The following is a 19,284-nucleotide window of genomic DNA, read 5'->3' on the forward strand; positions in this document are numbered from 1 at the left end:
AGCGGATGCGGGTGGAACGGGAACGGGAACGGGAACGGGAACGCTGGAGGGTACTGCTAGAACGGCAGCCCGGGAATCCCGCTGACGCCGCCCAGTCCCTGCGCGAGGGGGCCCAGCTTCTGCTGCTGGAGCGCCTGGGCGTTCTCGTTGGCGGCCTGGACCGCCGCGACCACGAGGTCGGCGAGCGTCTCCGTGTCCTGCGGGTCCACCGCCTTCGGGTCGATCACCAGCGCGCGCAGCTCGCCGGAGCCCGTGACGGTCGCCTTGACCAGGCCGCCGCCGGCCTGGCCCTCCACCTCGGTCCGCGCCAGCTCCTCCTGGGCCGCGGCGAGGTCCTGCTGCATCTTCTGGGCCTGCTGGAGCAGCTGCTGCATGTTGGGCTGGCCACCACCGGGAATCACAGGGCACTCACTTCCGTACGTCGGTACCGTCGGGACCTTCGCGGCCCCGAGACCTTCGGAACGCTTGGTCAATCCGAGCCTACGTGCTCCCCGCGCGCCGCGCCCTACGCCGTGAGGACCAACTCTTTCGAGTGAGAGTCGGGGCGTGCGCGTACCTGATGGAGCCCTCCTTGCGAGCGGAAATCGCGGGATTCGTTGTCCATCGCCCGCCATTCGAAGGTAGGAAGAGCATGCGCATCATTGCGCACACGCGCACCACCACACGTCAGCGCAGGCAGAGGGAGTGCCGGGTGAGCCAGCCCGAGATGCAGCCCGAGGGGCCACCCCGGGATCCCCGGGAGGAAGGCGGCGGGCCGATGCCGGCGGGCGATCTGACCGGACGGCCCTTCCCCCTCGGGGACTGGGGGGAGCCCGCCGAGCGGCTCGACGAGCTCTACCGGCGGGTCGAGGCCGACGCGCTGCGCACGGCCGAGTGGTACCTCTCCGACCGCGCGTGGAAGCGCCGCGGGGCGCGCGTCCTGCGTGTCGGCGCGGCCCTGGGGGCCGTCACCGGCGCCGCGATGCCGGTTCTGGAACTGACGGGGTCGGCGCCGGGCGGATCGACGTACGGGTACCTGGCCCTGCTGCTGGGCGCGGCCGCGCTGGCCTGCGACCGGTTCTTCGGGCTGACGTCGGGGTGGATGCGGGACGTGGCCACCGCCCAGGCGGTGCAGCGCAGGCTCCAGACCCTCCAGTTCGACTGGGCGTCCGAGAACGTCCGCGAGGTGCTCGGTCCCACCGAGGGCACCGCCAGCGAGGCCGCCGAGCGGTGCCTGACCGTGCTGCGCCGCTTCTCCGAGGACATCACGGAGCTGGTCCGGTCGGAGACGGCGGACTGGATGGTGGAGTTCCGGTCCGGACCGGCGCCGCTGGTGATGCAGTCGCTGGGGGGCCCCGGGGCGCGCGCGGACGCGTACGTCCCGCCGGCCCGCTTCCCGCTGCCGCCGGGCACCCGCCCCAACATGCCGCGCCAGCGGCCGCCGGAGCAGCCGCGCTGATCCGGCCGCGGCGGCGGGGCAGGGCCGCCCCGCCCCCGGTCAGCTGAAGATGATCATCGAGCCCTGTCCGAGACTGCGCGTCGCCGCCGCGTGCAGTCCCAGCCAGACGTGCCGCTCGCGGGCGAAGGGGCTGCCGTCGTAGGGGATCGGTCCCGCGGGCTCCTCCAGGGACGTGGGCCGCCCCGGCGGCGCCGGCGCCGCAGGCGGGTTCCCCGGGTCTATCCCGATGGCGGGGGCGACGAACAGCAGCTCCCGCAGCAGTCCCTGTGCGGACCCCAGCGGTCCGCCGCCGGCCAGCAGCTCCTCGTTCGCCAGCGGCGCCGGGAAGTCGACGGGCACGTAGGCGCCCGCGTGGTCGTAGTGCCACACCAGGTGCGACTGCTGCGCGGTGGGCTCGAACATCTCCAGCAGCTGCTCGTAGTCCCCGCCCAGCTCGTCCACCGGGGTCACCGGCAGTCCGCAGAGCTGGAGCAGATAGGCCCGTCTCAGGAAATGGAGGGCGTCGTAGTCGAAACCGGCGACCGGGGCGACGTCCCCGCTCAGACCCGGCATGTACGCGAACACGGGCACGGACGGGAGTCCGGCCTCACCCAGCGCCTTGTCGTACGAGGCGATCTCTTCCGCGAAGGGGTTGTCGGGGCTGTGGCACAGCACGTCGACAAGGGGGACCAGCCACAGGTCACAGGCCACTCGGCCTCCGATCAGTCGTTGTCGCCGATGCCGCCAGCGTAGTGTGCCGGACACCCTCCGCGAAGGGGTGCGCAGAACTACGGGCGCGGGAGGCCCCCGGGAGTCAGAGCCGGGCGGCCCAGGCCAGGGCGTGCTCGTTGTAGCCCCGCACGATGCGGCGCACCGCGTCGGCGTCCGCCAGCGTCACGGCGTCGACCAGAGCGCTGTGTCCGTCCCAGAGCGCTTCGCGCAGCTGCTCCTCGCGCTGGAGGTGGGGGACGGCGAAGACCCAGCACTGCACGCGGATGCGGTGCAGGAACTCGGTGATGTAGGTGTTGGCCACGAGCCCGCTCAGTTCCCGCCAGAAGCGCAGGTCGTAGCCGATCAGTACTTCCAGGGAGCCGCTCTCGGCCGCCCTGCGCGCCTCCTCGCCGCGGCGGCGCACCGACACCAGCATCTCGCCGGAGCCGGGGGCCGTGCCCCGTTCCGCGAGCCGGCGGAAGATGCCGTCCACGACCAGCGCACGCGCCTCGATCATGCCGCGGAAGTCGTCGACCGTGAAGACCCGCACCCGGAAGCCGCGGTGCTGGACCAGTTCGAGCAGCCCCTGGGCCGAGAGGTCCACGAGCGCCTCGCGCACCGGGGTCGCGGAGACCTCGTACTGCTCGGCTATCTGCTTGACGGTGAACTCGGTCCCCGGAGGCAGGCGTCCCGCGAGCACCTCGTCACGCAGCGCGTCCGCTATCTGCTGGCGAAGTGTGGTGCGGGTGACAGCGCCGCTGCCTGGCATAGGGGTCCGTCTCCTGTCGTAGAGCTCCGGACACCATAGGCCAGGCACCGAGGCCGAAACCGGACGGTTGGTGGTGGTTATGTGCGGATCCGACCCGCTGTGAAGACGAGAATCACACCGGCTCGAACCGGCCACGCCGCACCACCGCCGTCCGGCCACGCGCACCACCGCTTCCGGCCGCGCCGTCCGGCCCGCCCGTTAGGCGGTGGTGTGGCGGTCGGCGACCGTCAGCGCGTCGTCGAGCAGGGCCAGGCCCTCCTTCGCCTCCGCCTCGGTGATGGTGCAGGCGGGGACCACGTGCGTGCGGTTCATGTTGACGAAGGGCCACAGGCCGGAGGCCTTGCAGGCCGCCGCGAACTCGGCCATGGGGGCGTTGTCCGCACCGGCCGCGTTGTACGGGACGAGCGGCTCGCGCGTCTCCTTGTCGCGTACGAGTTCCAGGGCCCAGAAGGCGCCGAGGCCGCGGACCTCTCCGACGCAGGGGTGGCGCTCGGCGAGCTCGGCGAGCGCCGGGCCGATCACGTTCTCACCCAGGTGGGCGGCGTGCTCGACGACGCCCTCCTCCTCCATGGTGGTGATCGTCGCGACGGCGGCGGCGCAGGCCAGGGGGTGGCCGGAGTACGTCAGTCCGCCGGGGTAGGGGCGGGTGGCGAAGGTCTCGGCGACGGCGGCCGAGATGGCGACGCCGCCGAGCGGCACGTAGCCGCTGTTGACGCCCTTGGCGAAGGTGATCAGGTCGGGGGTGACGTCCCAGTGGTCGGCGGCGAACCACGTGCCGGTGCGGCCGAAGCCGGCCATGACCTCGTCGAGGACGAAGACGATGCCGTGGCGGTCGCAGAGCTCGCGGACGCCCGCGAGGTAACCGGGGGGCGGGACCATGATGCCGGCGGTGCCGGGGACGCTCTCCAGGATGATCGCCGCGATCGACTGCGGCCCCTCGAAGGCGATGGTGTCGGCGAGGTGGGCGAGGGCGCGCTCGCACTCCTCGGCCTCGGTCGTCGCGTGGAAGGCGGAGCGGTAGAGGTACGGGCCCCAGAAGTGCACGACGCCGGCGGCGGCCGTGTCGGACGGCCAGCGGCGCGGGTCGCCGGTCAGGTTGATCGCGGCGGCGGTGGCGCCGTGGTACGAGCGGTAGGTGGAGAGCACCTTGGCGCGGCCCGTGTGCAGACGGGCCATGCGGACGGCGTTCTCGACGGCCTCGGCGCCGCCGTTGGTGAAGAAGATCTTGTCCAGGTCGCCGGGGGTCCGCTCGGCGATGAGGCGTGCGGCCTCGGAGCGGACGTCGACGGCGAAGCCGGGCGCGAGGGTGCACAGGCGCGCGGCCTGTTCCTGGATCGCGGCGACGACCTTGGGGTGCTGGTGGCCGATGTTGGTGTTCACCAGCTGGGAGGAGAAGTCGAGGTAGCGCTTGCCCTCGTAGTCCCAGAAGTAGGAGCCCTCGGCCCCCGCGACCGCGAGCGGGTCGATCAGGGCCTGGGCGGACCAGGAATGGAAGACGTGCTTCCGGTCTGCGTCCTTCACGGCGGCAAGGGTGTGCGGGGTGACATGAGGGGTCATGGCGCCACGCTAGAAGTGCGCAGGTGGGGAGGGATATCGGCGGACTGTATGGGGGTGGCGGGCCGGTCTCGGCAGTCTGTCTGCGCCGCCGGAGCACCCACCTGCCATGTTGACAGCATCCTGTCGTTATGACAGTCTCTTGTCATAGGCGCTTTTCGTGGACGTTCCCGCGGGCGCCGCAGGCACCACGCACACCAGGCACCACGCACCCCGCACCACGCACCACGCACCAGGCACCACCCGACGCCGGAGGCGACACATCATGAGCGAGACCGCCGCACGCAAGCCCGTCCACCTCGCGGTCTACGACACGTACGCGGACTGGGAGACCGGCCACACCACCGCACACCTCACCCAGCGGGGCCACGTCGTCCGGACGGTCGGCTTCGCCGCCGGGACGCCGGTCACCACGATGGGCGGCGTCCGCATCCAGCCTGACCTGGGGCTCGCCGATCTGCGACCGGAGGACTCCTCGCTGCTGATCCTCACCGGCGCCTCGCTGTGGGACACCAGCGACGACCTGGCCCCCTTCGCCGTGAAGGCCCGGGAGTTCCTGGCCGCCGGAGTGCCGGTCGCGGCGATCTGCGGAGCCACCGCCGGTCTCGCCCGCGAAGGCCTGCTGGACGACCGGGCGCACACCAGCGCGGTCTCCTTCTACCTGGCGGAGCAGCCCGGCTACGGGGGCGCCGAGAAGTACGTCGACGCCGACGCCGTGACCGACGGGGACCTGATCACGGCCGGTCCGACGGAGCCGGTCGCGTTCGCACGCGAGGTCTTCGCCCGCCTGGACGTCTACAAGCCGGACGTCCTGGACGCCTGGTACGGCCTCTTCCACCACTCGGACGAGAGCGCGTACCCGGTCCTGATGGCGGCATCGGCGGCCGGCGATGCTTGATCCGCTGTCGCCCGCGGCCGGGTCGACCCGCACCCGGCAGGACCTGCTGAGCCGCACCGCGCTCGGGGTGTTCCGGCTGAACGGCCAGTTCCTCTCCCTCTCCGAGGAGCTGGCACGGCCCGCCGGACTGACCGCCGCCTGGTGGCAGGTGCTGGGCGCGGTGCTGCGGGAGCCGCTGCCGGTCGCGGGGATCGCCCGGAGCATGGGGATCACCCGGCAGAGCGTCCAGCGCATCGCGGACCTGCTCGTCGCCAAGGGGCTCGCGGAGTACGCGCCGAACCCCGCGCACCGGCGGGCGAAGCTGCTGCGGCCGACGGCGGAGGGCCGCGTGGCGGTGGACCGGATCACCCCGGGCCACTCGGCGATGGCCGCCCGCCTGGCGGCGGAGCTGGGTGACACGGCCTTCGCGGAGACGGTGCGGGTCCTGGAGCGGCTCGCCGCGGCCCTGGACACACTGCCCGCACCGCGCGATCCGTCGGATCCGGACGGTCCGGGAGGGCCGGGAGGGCCGGGAGAGCCGGACGAGATCTGAGGCCTTCGGGGCCCGGCGGTCCGGGGAGCCGGGGCCCGCGCACTGGGGTTCGAGCGCCGGGGGGTTCGCGCACTGGGGGCCCGAGCGGCGGGGGTTCGCGCACTGGGGTTCGAGGGCGGAGGACAACCCGTGCGGGGGACCCCGGCAGGCAACCGGCGAGCGCCCCCAACCGTCTTTCCCGGCGGAGCTGTTCGGCCCGCAGGGGGAGGACCACCCGGCCATGGAACAACTGCATCCGCACGACCCGCACCGCATCGGCCCGTACCGTCTGCTCTCCCGTCTCGGCGCGGGCGGCATGGCCCAGGTCTACCTCGCCCGCTCCGACCGCGGCCGGACCGTCGCGGTCAAGCTCGTCCACCCCGGCACGGACTCCCTCGAAGAGTTCCGCATCCGGTTCCGCCAGGAGGTCGCCGCGGCCCGTCGGGTCGGCGGCGAGTGGACCGCCCCGGTCCTCGACGCCGACACCGAGGCACCGACCCCCTGGTTCGCCACCGACTACGTCGCCGGGCCGAGCCTGCGCCGGGTCGTGGCCCACGACTTCGGCCCGCTGCCGGACCGCTCCGTGCGGATCCTCGCCGCGGGCCTCGCGCACGCCCTCCAGGACATCCACCGCGCCGGCATCGTCCACCGCGGCCTGAAGCCCTCGAACGTGCTGATCACCCTCGACGGGCCGCGCGTCATCGACTTCGGCATCGCCCGCGTCCCCTCCGGGTACGACACCGGCCCGACCCGGGCCGGCGAAGTCGTCGGCTCCCCCGGCTTCATGGCTCCCGAGCAGCTCCGCGGCGAACCGGTGACCGCCGCGTGCGACGTCTTCTGCCTCGGCGCGGTCCTGGCGTACGCGGCCACCGGGCGGCTGCCCTTCGGGGACGCGGAACAGCCCGGCGGCCTCGCGACGCTCCTGTTGCGCAGCACCGGGGCGGAACCCGACCTGGCGGGCGTACCGGCCGAGCTGCTCGGCCTCGTACGGGACTGCCTGCACCCGGATCCCGGCGCGCGGCCCGGGCCCGCGGAGCTGCTGGGCCGGGTGGGCGCCGACGGCACCGTGGCCGACGGGAGGGCCCTGGAACCCTGGCTGCCGGCCCCACTGGTGGCCCGGCTCGGGCGGCACGCCGTACAGCTGCTGGACCGTGAGGACGCCGGGCCGGACCGCGCGGTGCCCGCGCCGCCGCCGCTGCCGCCCTCGTACTCCGCGCACCCCGCCCCGGAACCGGCACGTCCAGCCCGGCCCCGGACCGCCTCGACGGCGCTGCTCCTCGCGGTCGCCGCGGTCGTCGCGGGCCTGTCGGCCGGCACCGTGTACGCGGTCATGAGCGGGGCCGAGGATCCCCGGCCGCCCGTCACGAGCTCCCGTACGCCTTCGACCACGGGCTCGGGGACGGCCCCGGCTCCGGGTTCCGTATCGGGTTCCGTACCGGGTTCCGCATCGGGTTCCGCATCGGGTTCCGTATCGGGTTCCGCCTCTGCCTCCGCCATGGGATCCGCGCCGTCTCCGGCCCCGGTGGGCGGCGGCCTGCCGGAGGCGTACGTGGGCACCTGGCAGGCCGTCCGCGGCAGCCAGACCTGGCGGCTCACCCTCGCGCCCGGCGGCACCGGAGACCCGGTCATGTCCCTGTCCGTCCAGGACCCCGGATTCGCCTGCGCCTGGACCGCGCCCCTGCAGAGCGGGTCCGATCCCGTGGAGCTGGACGCCTCCACCGTCACCTCGGGCGCCCCGCCGACCTGCACCGCGGGCGGCCGGAGCCGGCTCCGGCTGCTGCCCGACGGGGCCCTGCGCAGGGAGCTCGCGGGCAGCGACGGCCCCCCGCTCGACTACCGCAGGCAGTGACCGGCACCGTTGGTTTGTGTCGAGGTCAATAAGCCTGCAAGTAAAGGTTGTTGCCCGCGGCCGGGCTGCCGGACACTGCGGCACATGGAGCCGTTGAGGGTAGTGGCACGACTGTGGGAGCGGATCGAAGCACGCGACTGGGACGGTGTGGCCGGGCTCATCGCCGAGGACGCCGTCATCGAATGGCCCGTGAGCGGTGAGCGCATCGTCGGTCGCGCCAACTTCATCGCCGGGAACAGCGACGACGGCTACTCCGACGAGAAGCCGGTGCGCGTGCTCCGCATCCTGGCCGACGGGGACCACGTCGTCACCGAGGTGGAGATGCCCCAGGACCACGTCGTCTACCGGGCCGTCTCCCTGTGGACGGTGCGCGACGGGGAGGTCGTGGAGGCGCGGGAGTACTGGACCAGCCCCGGCCAGGACCCCGCCCCCAGCTGGCGGGCGGGTTACGTCGAACCCCTGGCGGCAGACTGAGCCGCCTGCTCGGCGTCCGCGCGTGCGGCGGGGGCTGGACCGGGTGACGGGGGTCGTCCTCGTCGGCTTCGGGGTGCGGGTCGCGACGACGTGAGGGGCCGGGCGCAGCGGTTCAGGCCATCAGGCCGACGCCATCGCCGAGCCGGTCCAACTCCTCGGTGATCGCCGCGCGCAGGACGTCGTGGCGCGGACCCAGCGCATGCTCCGCGCCGTGCCAGTACTCGTCCCCGTAGAGCCATACGGGTCGCCGGACGCGGTCGTCGGGCTCCCAGTCGTAGCGGGGCCAGACGTGGGCGTGGAGGTAGGGGTCGGTGTTGCCGAGGATCTCGATGTTGACCCGGCGGAAGGCGGGGTCGAGCCGTGCGCAGGCCCGCTCGACGGCCTCGGCCAGCCGGTCGGTGTCCGCGAGGTACGCGGCCCTGCGCGGCCGGGGCAGGTCGGAGAGCCGGGTCACGGCCGGGTCGTCGGTCAGCAGGACCGAGTAGCCGGGGAGGAACTGCCGGTCCCCGATGACCGCGAAGCTTGCGGTGAGGCGGCGCAGGACGGTGGGGTTGGTACCGCGGTGCGCGCTGCCGATGCGGTCGCTGCGGAAGTCGTCGACGTTCACCGGTCAGCTCCGTACGGGTGTGTGTGGCGCGGGCGGTGTGCCTCGGAAGTATCCCCTGTCATACCTGAGAGCTACGTAGCAACAGAGCTCTGCGGCGGGACGCCGACGAGGGGCGGGCATTTCTAACTTCGGTGGTGGAGAGGGGCGCTGACGGCCCTTCCCGGCGACCGGAGGAACACATCATGACCACGGGGACGGCACCGGCGACGGATACGGACGCAGGTGCGGGCACGGACGCAGGTGCGGGCACGGACGCAGGTGCGGGCACGGGCGCGGGTGCGGATGCAGCCGCGGGTGGGGATACGGGCGCAGGTGCGGGTGGGGGTGCGGGCACGGGCGGGAGTGCGGTGCGGGCCGCGGGGGGCGCTCGGGCCGTGGGGGCGGGTGGGCGGCTGCGCCGGACGCTGCTGGCATCGCTGGTCGCCGCGGCCGTGATCGTCCCCGTGTCCGCCGCCGCCTCCGCGCAGGTCCCCGCCCCGGCGCCCGCCGTGTTCGCGCAGGACGCACCGCCCCGGAGCCGTTACGCCGCCAACCGCGACAACCTCTCCGAGGCGGTCCGGAGGGCCGAGGACGCCGGCCGCTCCGGCCGGGCCGGCCGGCTGCGGGCCATGGCGGCGGGCGGCGCGGCGCAGTTCCTCGCCTTCGACGGCCGCGGGCGGGGCCGGGCCGTGGAGGTGTTCGGGGAGCTGGAGACGGCCGACCGGATCGCCGTCCTGGTGCCCGGCTCCGACACGACCCTCGACACGTACGAGCGGTTCCGGTCCGGCGCGGTGGCCCTCCAGCAGCGGCTCCGGGCCGGGCATCCGCGCTCCGCCGTGGTCGCCTGGCTCGGGTACGACACTCCGGGCACGGTCAGCACGACCGTGCTGACCGCGGACCGGGCCGACCAGGCCGCTGCGGAACTGGCTCCCTTCCTCGACCGGTTGCGGGACCTGGCGGCACCCGGCTCCCGTCTGTCGCTGCTGTGCCACTCCTACGGCTCCGTCGTCTGCGCCCGGACCCGGACGGGCCCCGCGGTCGGTGACATGGTCTTCTACGGCAGCCCGGGCACGGGGGCCGGATCCGCCACGGAGTTGCCGACCGCCGCCCGGATCTGGGCCGGCCGGGGCGGAGCCGACTGGATATCCGGCGTACCGCATGTCCGGCTCGGGGGGATCGGCTTCGGCACCGACCCGGTCGATCCCGCCTTCGGGGCGCGGGCCCGCCGGGGGCGGGGGCCACAGCGACTACCTCAAGCCGGGCACCCGTTCGCTCGACGCCCTGGCCTCCATCGTCCTCGGTACCGCTGCCTCGCAGGAGGCTCCCCGTGCCTGAGCTCCGCGCCCGCTGGGCCGCTCTGGCGGCGGGCATCGACGCGGCCACACCGGCCGGCCGGGACCGGGCCGTGGACGGGCTCCGGGCCCTCGCGATCCTCGGGGTGGTGCTCGGCCACTGGCTGGTCACTTCTCTGACCGCCGTCGACGGCGGTCTGCGCGGCACCAGCCCCCTGACGTACCTGCCCTGGCTGGCGCCGTTGTCCTGGGTGTTCCAGACGCTGGCCGTCTTCTTCCTGGTCGGCGGCCATGTCGCCGCCCTCGGGTACGCCTCGGCGCGCGAGCGGGGCGTCTCGTACGGGGCCTGGGTCGGGCAGCGGCTGGGCCGGCTGTTCCGGCCGGTCGCCGCGGTGCTCGTGCTGTGGACGGTCGTGGCGGGCGGCATGCTCGTCGGCGGCGCGGAGCCGGACACCGTGCGGACGCTGGTGAAGCTGGTCCTGTCGCCGCTGTGGTTCCTGCTGGTGTTCGCCGCTCTCACCGCCGCGACCCCGCTCGTGGCCCGGATCAGCCCGGTCTGGCCGGCCGCGGTGGTGGCCGGTGTCGACCTGTGGCGCTTCGGAGCGGGCGGGCCCGAGTGGATCGGCTGGGTCAATGTCGCCGCGGGCTGGCTGGTGCCCTTCACCCTGGGGGCCGCGTGGGCGCGCGGGGTTCTCGCCCGGCGCGGCCGTCTCCGGCTGCTCGTCGCCGCCGGCGCCGCGGGGGCCGCCGCGCTGGTCCTGTGGGGCGGGTATCCGGCGTCCATGGTGGGCGTGCCGGGAGCGGCCGTCTCGAACCTGAACCCGCCGACACTTGCCGCGGTCGCGTTCGGACTGGCTCAGTGCGGGCTGGCCCTGCTGTTCCGCGACCGGCTGGCCCGGCTCATGCGGAGGCCGGCGGCCTGGGCGAAGGTGGCGCTGCTGAACCTGTCCGCCATGACGATCTTCCTGTGGCACCAGACCGCCATGATGGCCGTCACGGCCCTCGGGCTGCTGGTCTCCGCCGACCTGCCCGGCCTGCACACCGCGCCCGACTCGTTGGGCTGGACAACGGCGCGGCTGCTGTGGCTGCCGGTGTTCGCGGCCGCGTTGGGACTCTGCTGGACGGCCTTCCGCATCCATGAACGGCCCGGCCGCCGCGTCCCCGGCCCTTCCGCCAAGGAGATCACCCATGCCTAGGCTGACCGACGTGAACGATCGACGTGTGCCGACGGCCGGGCCGAGGAACCCCGCGCCGGCCGAAGGGTCAGGTCCGTGGCTGTCGTCGGCCCTGGACCTGTTCACGCTGCGGCGCGATCCGCTGCCCCGGATGGGCCGGCCGCGGTGGCTGGCCCGGCTGCCGCACGTACTGGTCGCCTACGCCGCGGTGTTCTTCGGATTCCTCACCACCGAGCAGCTCATGGACCACTACCACGTCAAGGGCGGCCCGCCGCTGGCCGTCGCCCTGTTGACGGCCTTGTCCGTCTGGCTGGCGATGTTCCGCCCGATCGCCGCCTGGTGGCTCGCGCTGCTCGCCGCCGGCTGGATCGCCTGGATGATCCACGATCACGTCGGGCAGGGACAGACCTGGCCCTGGACGCCCGGTGGGACGTTCGCGTTCGCGCCCGTGCTGCTGCTGGTCGCCCTCCGGGTGACGCCGCGGGTGACCGTATGGGTCGTCGGCATCTCCGTCGCCCTCACCGGGGCCGCCGAGCTGGCCTTCCGTCCGGACGGGAGTCAGATCTCCTCCATGGGGGTCACCGTCCTCTTCGGCTTCGTCGGTCTCCTCGGGTACGCGCTGCGCGCCCTGCGGCTGGCGCGCGGCGAACTGGTCGAGCAGGAGACCCTCACCGCGGAGGAGCGGGCCCGGCGCACCGTGCTGGAGGAGCGCAGCCGCATCGCCCGTGAACTGCACGACGTCGTCGCGCACCACATGTCGGTGATCTCCATCCAGGCACAGGTCGCCCCGTACCTCGTGGACGACCCGTCCGACGAACTCAAGGAGAACCTCGCGGGCATTCGGGAGAACGCGCTGGAGGCCCTCACGGAGTTGCGGCGCGTCCTGGGCGTGCTGCGCTCCGAGCAGCCCGACGGTCCCGCGGCCCCGCAGCATCCCCAGCCGACGCTCGCCGAGCTGGACGGCCTCGTGGACAACGTGCGCGGGGCGGGGCTGGAGGTCACCACCGCGGTCGCGGGCATCCGACGGCCGCTGGCGCCCGGCGTGGAGCTCACCGCGTACCGGATCGTGCAGGAGGCTCTCAGCAACTGCCTGCGGCACGCGCCCGGTTCCCGGGTGGAGGTCGGCGTCGCGTACGGGCCGCACGAGCTGCACCTGTGTGTCGCCAACAGCGCTCCCACCCGGCCGGCCGCGCCCTCGCGGGGAGCGGGGCACGGTCTGCTGGGGATGCGGGAGCGGGCGGGCATGCTGGGGGGCGAACTGGCCGCGGGCCCACGGCCCGACGGCGGGTACGAGGTCAGCGCAGTGCTCCCGATGGACCCCCGGAACCCACCCGCCGGCCCGCCCGCCGGCGACGGCCCCGAGACGAAGAAGGCACCATGAGCACCCCGATCAAGGTGATGATCGCCGACGACCAGATGATGGTGCGGCAGGGCTTCACCGTGCTGCTCAACGCCCAGCCCGACATGGAGGTCGTGGGGCAGGCGGTGGACGGGGCGGACGCCGTCGCGAAGGTCGCCGAACTGACCCCGGACGTGGTGCTCATGGACATCCGCATGCCCGGCATGGGAGGCATCGAGGCCACGTCCGTGATCACCCGGGACCTCGGCGCCGCGGTGAAGGTGCTCGTACTGACCACCTTCGACCTCGACGAGTACGTGTACGAGGCGCTGCGCGCCGGGGCCTCCGGCTTCCTGCTCAAGGACGCCTCGGCCGATCAGCTCGCCGAGGCGGTCCGGGTGGTGGCGGCCGGCGAGGCGCTGCTCTCGCCGAACATCACGAAGCGGCTGATCGCGGAGTTCTCGCGGCTGGGGGCGCCGCGCGCGCCGTCGCGGGCCCGGATCGACGCGCTGACCGAGCGGGAGACCGAGGTGCTGTCGCTGATCGCCCAGGGCCTGTCCAACGCGGAGATCTCCGAGCACCTGGTCCTGGCCGAGCAGACGGTGAAGACCCATGTGAGCCGGATCCTGGTGAAGCTGGGGCTGCGGGACCGGACGCAGGCGGCGGTGTTCGCGTACGAGAGCGGCCTGGTCCGCCCGGCGGGCTACTGACGGACCCGAGTAGTACTTGAGAGGGACCCCGGGAAATCCCCTTCAGCGGCGACGCGGACGACAGCGGTACAGACCTACGGTGGTGTGTATGACCGAGACGACCACCGGGGGGACAGCCCGGACGCCTGAATTCCGACTGGCATCGGAGGTGATCGCGACCCTGCGCCAGGACCTCGTCACCGATGCCTTCGCCTACCGGGCGCTGCCCTTGGCGGGCGGTCCGGGACGCTTCACGCGATGGCTCCCCCGGGGGATACGCCGGTATGCGCCGTGGCGGCAGCATGCCGCGGTGGGCGTGCTGGCCTTCGTCGCCGTGCTGTTCACGGCGGAGGGGCAGTCGAGCTACCTGGGTGATCTGGGCCGGCTCATCATGGGGCTGATAGCCGCGGCTCCCATTTTGATGACGCTGGTGCGGCCGGTGGGCGCGTGGTGGGCGGCCGTCGCGATGACGGTGGTGCTGGCGGCCCTCGGCGGCGACAGCAGCTGGCCCTGGACCCCGGGGGCCTTCGTCTCCTACATCACGGTGATGGTTCTGGTCACCCTGCGGACCGGTCCGCGGGTGGCGGCCTGGATGTGGGCGTTGACTCTCGCCCTCGGCACGGTGCTGTCCGTGGTGTTCAACGGCCAGTGGGGGTCGAACGCGCCCGAGATGGCGGTGACCTCGGCGTTCGCCCTGGTGATCGCGAGCAGCATCCAGATACGCCGGCACGCCAGGGCGGAGGTGAGCGCGCAGCAGGAGGTCACGGCCGTCGAGCGGGACAAGCGGACGCTGCTGGAGGAGCGGACCACGATCGCGCGGGAGCTGCACGACGTGGTGGCGCACCACATGTCGGTGGTGGCGATCCAGGCGGAGGCCGCCCCGTACCGGGTGAAGAACCCGCCTCCGGAGCTGGAGGCGGCGTTCGTCACCATCCGGGAGAACGCGGTGGCGGCGCTGACGGAGCTGCGGCGGGTGCTGGGCGTGGTGCGCTCCGCGGACTATGAGGCTCCGGACGCCCCGCAGCCGACCTTGGCCTCGCTGGACGGGCTGCTGGCCAATGTCCGCGAGGCGGGGCTGAGCGTGGAGAAGACGGTCACGGGTGCGGTGCGGGAGCTGCCGCAGGGCGTGGAGTTGTCGGCGTACCGGATCATCCAGGAGGCCCTCAGCAACACGCTGCGGCACGCGCCGGGCGCGGCGGCCGGGGTGGAGGTCTCGTACGTGCTGGGCGGTCTGGGGATCCGCGTCGTCAACGAGGCGCCGACCGGGGACGTGCGGCCCTCGGCGGGGGCCGGACACGGCATCACCGGGATGCGGGAGCGGGTGGCCATGCTGGAGGGGGAGATGACGGCCGCGGGGACGGAGTCCGGCGGGTACGAGGTCGCGGTGTTCATTCCGGTGCGCAACCGGGCGGAGCAGGTGCAGGAGCCGCGGGAAGGGACGGCATGACGATCAAGGTGCTGATCGTCGACGACCAGATGATGGTCCGTGAGGGGTTCTCCGTTCTGCTGAACGCCATGGACGGCATCGAGGTGGTGGGCGAGGCGGTCGACGGCCGGGAGGCCATCGCGCGGGTTGCGGCGCTGCGGCCGGACGTGGTCCTGATGGACATCCGGATGCCGCAGATGAACGGTCTGGAGGCCACGCGGGAGATCGTCGCCGCGGACACGGACGCGAAGGTGCTGGTCCTGACGACCTTCGACCTCGACGAGTACGTGTACCAGGCGCTGCGGGCGGGAGCCTCCGGCTTCCTGCTGAAGGACGCTTCGGCCCGTCAGCTGGCGGACGGGGTACGGGTGGTGGCGGCCGGCGAGGCCCTGCTGGCGCCTTCGGTGACCAAGCGGCTGATCGCGGAGTTCTCGAAGATCTCCGAGGCGCGCAAGCTCGCGGATCCGGCGGGGGTGGGTGAACTGACGGAGCGGGAGACGGAGGTGCTGATCCTGATCGCGCAGGGCTTGTCCAACGCGGAGATAGCCGACCGGCTGATCGTCGCGGAATCCACGATCAAGACCCATGTGAGCCGGATCCTGGTCAAGCTGGGCCTGCGGGACCGGACGCAGGCGGCGGTGTTCGCCTACGAGACCCGTCTCGTGACACCGTCCTGATCCGGAGGGTCAGCCGTGGGAAGCCCTTAGTCTGCGGGGATGGGCTTTGATCCGTGGGATGCCGCGTTCGTCGCCGATCCGTACCCGGCATACCGGGAGTTGAGGGAGCAGGGGCGGGCCATCTGGTGCGAGGCCACCGGGCAGTGGCTGGTGCCGCACTACGCCGATGTGAGCGCGCTGTTGCGGGACCGGCGGCTGGGGCGGACCTACCTCCACCGCTTCTCCCACGAGGAGTTCGGGCAACAGGCTCCGCCGCCGGAGCACGAGCCGTTCCACGTGCTCAACGGCAACGGCCTGCTCGACCTGGAGGATCCCGCACACGCGCGGGTGCGCAGGCTGGTGGCGAAGGCCTTCACTCCGCGGACGGTGGAGCGGCTCGTGCCCGCCGTGCAGCGGATGGCCGGGGAACTGGTGGGACGGCTGCTCGCGGACGGCGGCGGTGACCTGCTCGCCACGGTCGCCGAGCCGTTACCGGTGGCCGTGATCGCGGAACTGCTGGGTGTGCCGGAGGCGGACCGGCCGCTGTTGCGGCCCTGGTCGGCTGACATCTGCGGAATGTTCGAGCTCCGGCCGGACGAGGAGACGGCGCGGCGTGCGGTGCGGGCCGGCATCGACTTCAGCGCCTACCTGCGGGAGCTGATCGCCGAGCGGCGCAGCCGCCCGGGGGAGGATCTGATCTCCGGACTGATCGCCGCCCACGATGAGGAGGGGCGGCTCAGCGAGCAGGAAATGATCTCCACCTGCGTCCTCCTGCTGAACGCCGGACACGAGGCCACCGTCAACACCACCGTCAACGGGTGGTGGGCACTGTTCCGCAACCCCGCTCAGCTCGCCGCGCTCCGCGACGGCCACGATCCCGAAAAGTTGTCCACAGCTGTGGATGAACTCATGCGGTACGACACTCCCCTGCAGATGTTCGAGCGCTGGGTGCTGGACGACATCCGCGTCGGAGACACCGAGATCCCCCGCGGGGCCGAGGTCGCCCTGCTGTTCGGCTCGGCGAACCGGGATCCCGCGCGCTTCGACGACCCCGACGTGCTGGACCTCGCACGCGCCGACAACCCCCACCTGACCTTCGGGGCCGGGATCCACTACTGCCTGGGGGCGCCGCTGGCCCGGCGGGAGCTGGAGGCGTCCTTCGGGGCGCTGCTGGCGGACGGGATCCCGCCGCTGCGGCTCGTGGAGGAGCCGCAGTGGCGGGACGGGTACGTCATCCGCGGGCTGGAACGCCTGCTCGTGGAGTTCTAGGGGAACGACACTAGGCCGTCAGGTCGCGGTGGCGCAGGGCGGCGAGGCCGGCTGCCGTCAGGGCCGCCGCCAGGGCGGTCAGGGCCGACAGCGGGGCCCAGGAGAGGGGATCCGCGCCCGGGAGCCGGGGCAGGTGGGCGAAGGGCGAGAGGTCCAGCACCCCTTGGGGCAGCTCCAGTGCCGGACCTACCCACCCCAGGGCCAGGGCCCCGCCGGCCACCGCCCAGGCTGCCGGCGTGTACGCGGGGAGCGCACCGTACAGCAGCGCCGCCAGCGCTGCGATCACCCACACCGCGGGCAGCTGGGCGAGGGTGGCCACGACCGTCGCGCCCGCCTCGCCGCCGTGCCCGAGGCCGAGGCCCAGCCCCGCCAGCAGGAGCAGCAGCGCCGAACCGCCGAAGGCCACGGCCAGGTGGCCGCCGGCCCAGCGGATCCGGCCGACGGCGTTCGCGAGCAGCGGCTCTGCCCGCTGCCCCGACTCCTCACCGCTCAGCCGCAGCACCGCAGATACCGCGTACAGGGCGGCGACCATGCCGAACAGCCCGGCCATGGTGGCGAGGAAGGCGTCGGTGAGCCCGCCCTGTCCGCCCATCCGCTCGATGATCTCGCGGGTCCTGGCGTTGCCGCCGACGATGTCCGCGGCGCCGTTCGCCATCGCGCCGAAGACCGTCCCGGCGACCAGGAAGCCCGCGCTCCAGCCCGCGAGGGAGCCGCGCTGCAGCCGCCACGCCAGCGCGCCCGCCGTACCCAGCCGCCCCTCGGCCTGTCCCGGCCGGGACGGCAGGAAGCTCATCCCCACGTCGCGGCGCCCGGCCAGCAGGTACCCCGCGCCCACCTGCGCCCCGACGGCGGCGGCGAGGAGCAGGAGCACCCACCAGCGTTCGGCGGCGAAGGCCCGGACGTTCTCCACCCAGCCGAGCGGTGAGAGCCAGGTCAGGACGGACCGGCCGCCGGGCGTTCCGGCGTCACCGGCGGACTTCAGGACGAAGGCCGCGCCGAGCACGGCGGCCGTGAGCCCCTTGGCGGCCCGGGCGCTCTCGGTCAGCTGGGCGGCGACGGCGGCCGTGCCGGCGAAGAGCATGCCGGTTCCGGCGAGGGCCAGCGCGAGCGCGACGGCGCCCGCCGCTCCCTGCCCGGCGAGTCCGCCGGCGACGAGCAGGGCGAGGCAGGAGTTGGCCACGAGGGCGGCGAGCACGGCGGCGGTCAGCGGAGCGCGACGGCCCACCATTGCCGCGGAGAGCAGTTCCTGACGTCCCGTCTCCTCTTCCTCGCGGGTGTGCCGGACCACGATGATCAGGCTCATGACAGCCGCGAGGACCGCGCCGAAGACCCCGGCGCGCCAAGCGGTCAGCCCACCGAGGGTGTCACCGAAGACCGGGCCGTACAGCGCGCGCACGGAGCCGTTGGCGTTCATCGAGGCGGCGACCTCGGCACGTTCGGCGGCGGTGGTGTAGACGCTGCCGAGCGAGCCGGGCATGCCCGCCACCAGGAGCGTCGTGGCCAGGACCCAGACCGGCATCATCACCCGGTCACGGCGCAGGGCCAGCCGCAGCAGGGCGCCGGTGCCCGTGAAGGCGCCGGTGCGCCCTGCCCCCGGCCGCCCCGGCGCTGCGGGGCTCCCCGTCGCCGGCCGCCCCGCCGCTGCCGGGCGCGCCGCCGGCCGTCGCGCCGCCGGCCGTCGCGTCATCGGTCGTCGCGTCATCGCGCGTTCGCCTCACCGTCGGTGTAGTGGCGCAGGAAGAGTTCTTCGAGGGTGGGCGGGGTCGCGGTCAGCGAGCGCACGCCCGATGCGGTGAGGGAGCGCAGGACGGCGTCCAGCTTGTCGGTGTCGGCCTGGAGACGGACCTTCAGCCCGCGCACCTCGACGTCGTGCACGCCCGGCAGGTGCGCCACGCCGTTCGGCGGGCCGGCGAGCTCGGCGCTGATCGACGTACGGGTGAGGTGGCGGAGTTCGGCGAGGGTGCCGGTCTCCACCGTGCGGCCCTGGCGGACGATGCTGACGCGGTCGCATAGGGACTCGACCTCGCTGAGGAGGTGCGAGCTGAGCAGGACGGTGCGGCCGGCGGCGCGGGCCTCGGCTACGCAGCTCTGGAAGACCCCCTCCATCAGCGGGTCGAGGCCGGAGGTGGGCTCGTCGAGGATGAGCAGTTCGGCGTCGGAGGCGAAGGCGGCGACGAGAGCGACCTTCTGCCGGTTGCCCTTGGAGTACGTACGCCCCTTCTTGGTGGGGTCCAGCTCGAACCGCTCGACGAGCTCGGCGCGGCGCGCCCGGTCGAGGCCGCCGCGCAGCCGCCCGTACAGGTCGATGACCTCACCGCCGGAGAGGTTGCGCCACAGGGTGACGTCGCCGGGCACGTAGGCGACGCGTCGGTGGAGCGGGACCGCGTCGGCCCACGGATCGCCGCCGAGGAGCTGGGCGGCGCCGGAGTCGGCGCGCAGCAGGCCGAGCAGGATCCGGATGGTCGTGGACTTGCCGGCGCCGTTGGGGCCGAGGAAGCAGTGGACCTCGCCGGTGGTGACCGAGAGGTCGAGCCCGTCCAGTGCGCGGGTGCGGCCGAAGGCCTTGCGGAGGCCGACGACGCTGATTGCCTTCGTCATGTTTCTGAACGTACGCTGCTTTCACAAATTTGTGAAGCTTACGAATGTCAAGAATCGCGTAAAGTCAGGAG

General features: G+C 73.3%; 19 protein-coding genes. 12 read left to right on the top strand and 7 right to left on the bottom strand.

Features of this window, described 5'->3' with window-relative positions; translation table 11 throughout:
* Positions 1-56: 56 nt before the first annotated feature.
* Positions 57-401, bottom strand: a complete 345-nt coding sequence (locus AC2RP6_RS19320) for a YbaB/EbfC family nucleoid-associated protein (RefSeq protein WP_486447321.1) — start codon at positions 399-401, stop codon at positions 57-59.
* 290 nt (positions 402-691) lie between these two features.
* Here AC2RP6_RS19320 and AC2RP6_RS19325 point away from each other — a divergent pair, with 290 nt between their 5' ends.
* Positions 692-1,438, top strand: coding sequence for an SLATT domain-containing protein (locus tag AC2RP6_RS19325; RefSeq protein ID WP_486447322.1), 747 nt, complete (start codon positions 692-694; stop codon positions 1,436-1,438).
* Between the two features lie 39 nt (positions 1,439-1,477).
* Here AC2RP6_RS19325 and AC2RP6_RS19330 read toward each other — a convergent pair whose 3' ends face one another.
* The 3 genes from AC2RP6_RS19330 to AC2RP6_RS19340 all read right to left on the bottom strand — a co-directional run bounded on the left by AC2RP6_RS19330 (position 1,478) and on the right by AC2RP6_RS19340 (position 4,454).
* The gene (locus AC2RP6_RS19330) at positions 1,478-2,128 is read right to left on the bottom strand and encodes a hypothetical protein (protein ID WP_030838749.1); all 651 of its coding nucleotides are present in this window, start codon (positions 2,126-2,128) and stop codon (positions 1,478-1,480) included.
* 103 nt (positions 2,129-2,231) lie between these two features.
* Positions 2,232-2,897 carry a GntR family transcriptional regulator gene (locus AC2RP6_RS19335; protein ID WP_486447323.1) on the bottom strand — a complete coding sequence of 222 codons (666 nt, stop codon included), beginning with the start codon at positions 2,895-2,897 and terminating at the stop codon, positions 2,232-2,234.
* A gap of 198 nt (positions 2,898-3,095) precedes the next feature.
* Positions 3,096-4,454, bottom strand: a complete 1,359-nt coding sequence (locus AC2RP6_RS19340) for an aminotransferase class III-fold pyridoxal phosphate-dependent enzyme (RefSeq protein ID WP_486447324.1) — start codon at positions 4,452-4,454, stop codon at positions 3,096-3,098.
* A 262-nt stretch (positions 4,455-4,716) separates the two neighbouring features.
* Between AC2RP6_RS19340 and AC2RP6_RS19345 the strand changes: the two genes are divergently transcribed.
* The 4 genes from AC2RP6_RS19345 (at position 4,717) to AC2RP6_RS19360 (ending at position 8,183) form a co-directional block, all read left to right on the top strand.
* A complete protein-coding gene (locus AC2RP6_RS19345) occupies positions 4,717-5,349 on the top strand; it encodes a DJ-1/PfpI family protein (protein WP_486447325.1) in 633 nt (210 codons plus the stop codon).
* Entirely contained in the window at positions 5,342-5,881 is a 540-nt protein-coding gene (locus AC2RP6_RS19350) for a MarR family winged helix-turn-helix transcriptional regulator (protein ID WP_486447326.1), read from the top strand. Before AC2RP6_RS19345 ends, AC2RP6_RS19350 begins: the two co-directional genes overlap by 8 nt.
* A gap of 220 nt (positions 5,882-6,101) precedes the next feature.
* Positions 6,102-7,709 (top strand): serine/threonine-protein kinase, encoded by a 1,608-nt coding sequence (locus tag AC2RP6_RS19355; RefSeq protein ID WP_486447327.1) that lies wholly within the window; start codon positions 6,102-6,104, stop codon positions 7,707-7,709.
* A gap of 102 nt (positions 7,710-7,811) precedes the next feature.
* The gene (locus AC2RP6_RS19360) at positions 7,812-8,183 is read left to right on the top strand and encodes a nuclear transport factor 2 family protein (RefSeq protein WP_486447328.1); all 372 of its coding nucleotides are present in this window, start codon (positions 7,812-7,814) and stop codon (positions 8,181-8,183) included.
* A gap of 112 nt (positions 8,184-8,295) precedes the next feature.
* On the opposite strand, the gene AC2RP6_RS19365 is transcribed toward AC2RP6_RS19360, so the two are convergent.
* Entirely contained in the window at positions 8,296-8,790 is a 495-nt protein-coding gene (locus tag AC2RP6_RS19365) for an HIT family protein (RefSeq protein WP_486447329.1), read from the bottom strand.
* Between the two features lie 374 nt (positions 8,791-9,164).
* On the opposite strand from AC2RP6_RS19365, the gene AC2RP6_RS19370 reads away from it, so the two are divergent.
* The 7 genes from AC2RP6_RS19370 to AC2RP6_RS19400 all read left to right on the top strand — a co-directional run bounded on the left by AC2RP6_RS19370 (position 9,165) and on the right by AC2RP6_RS19400 (position 16,615).
* On the top strand, positions 9,165-10,241 hold the full coding sequence (locus AC2RP6_RS19370; protein ID WP_486447330.1) for an alpha/beta hydrolase: 1,077 nt from the start codon (positions 9,165-9,167) through the stop codon (positions 10,239-10,241).
* Complete coding sequence (locus AC2RP6_RS19375; protein ID WP_486450381.1) at positions 10,127-11,257, top strand: acyltransferase family protein; 1,131 nt, start codon at positions 10,127-10,129, stop codon at positions 11,255-11,257. The genes AC2RP6_RS19370 and AC2RP6_RS19375 overlap by 115 nt, the downstream gene beginning before the upstream one ends.
* Before the next feature lie 10 nt (positions 11,258-11,267).
* Positions 11,268-12,617 (top strand): sensor histidine kinase, encoded by a 1,350-nt coding sequence (locus AC2RP6_RS19380; RefSeq protein WP_486447331.1) that lies wholly within the window; start codon positions 11,268-11,270, stop codon positions 12,615-12,617.
* Positions 12,614-13,285, top strand: coding sequence for a response regulator (locus AC2RP6_RS19385; RefSeq protein WP_486447332.1), 672 nt, complete (start codon positions 12,614-12,616; stop codon positions 13,283-13,285). Before AC2RP6_RS19380 ends, AC2RP6_RS19385 begins: the two co-directional genes overlap by 4 nt.
* Before the next feature lie 88 nt (positions 13,286-13,373).
* Entirely contained in the window at positions 13,374-14,711 is a 1,338-nt protein-coding gene (locus AC2RP6_RS19390) for a sensor histidine kinase (RefSeq protein WP_486447333.1), read from the top strand.
* Entirely contained in the window at positions 14,708-15,367 is a 660-nt protein-coding gene (locus tag AC2RP6_RS19395; RefSeq protein WP_486447334.1) for a response regulator, read from the top strand. The genes AC2RP6_RS19390 and AC2RP6_RS19395 overlap by 4 nt, the downstream gene beginning before the upstream one ends.
* Before the next feature lie 39 nt (positions 15,368-15,406).
* Positions 15,407-16,615: a cytochrome P450 gene (locus AC2RP6_RS19400; protein ID WP_486447335.1), complete on the top strand. Its 1,209-nt coding sequence runs from the start codon at positions 15,407-15,409 to the stop codon at positions 16,613-16,615.
* A 10-nt stretch (positions 16,616-16,625) separates the two neighbouring features.
* Here the strand turns inward: AC2RP6_RS19400 and AC2RP6_RS19405 are convergent, their stop codons facing one another.
* Positions 16,626-18,317, bottom strand: a complete 1,692-nt coding sequence (locus AC2RP6_RS19405; protein ID WP_486447336.1) for an ABC transporter permease — start codon at positions 18,315-18,317, stop codon at positions 16,626-16,628.
* Entirely contained in the window at positions 18,314-19,213 is a 900-nt protein-coding gene (locus AC2RP6_RS19410; protein ID WP_486447337.1) for an ABC transporter ATP-binding protein, read from the bottom strand. The genes AC2RP6_RS19405 and AC2RP6_RS19410 overlap by 4 nt, the downstream gene beginning before the upstream one ends.
* Positions 19,214-19,284: the final 71 nt, after the last annotated feature.

The sequence above is a fragment of the Streptomyces sp. WAC03905 genome, from assembly GCF_057371075.1.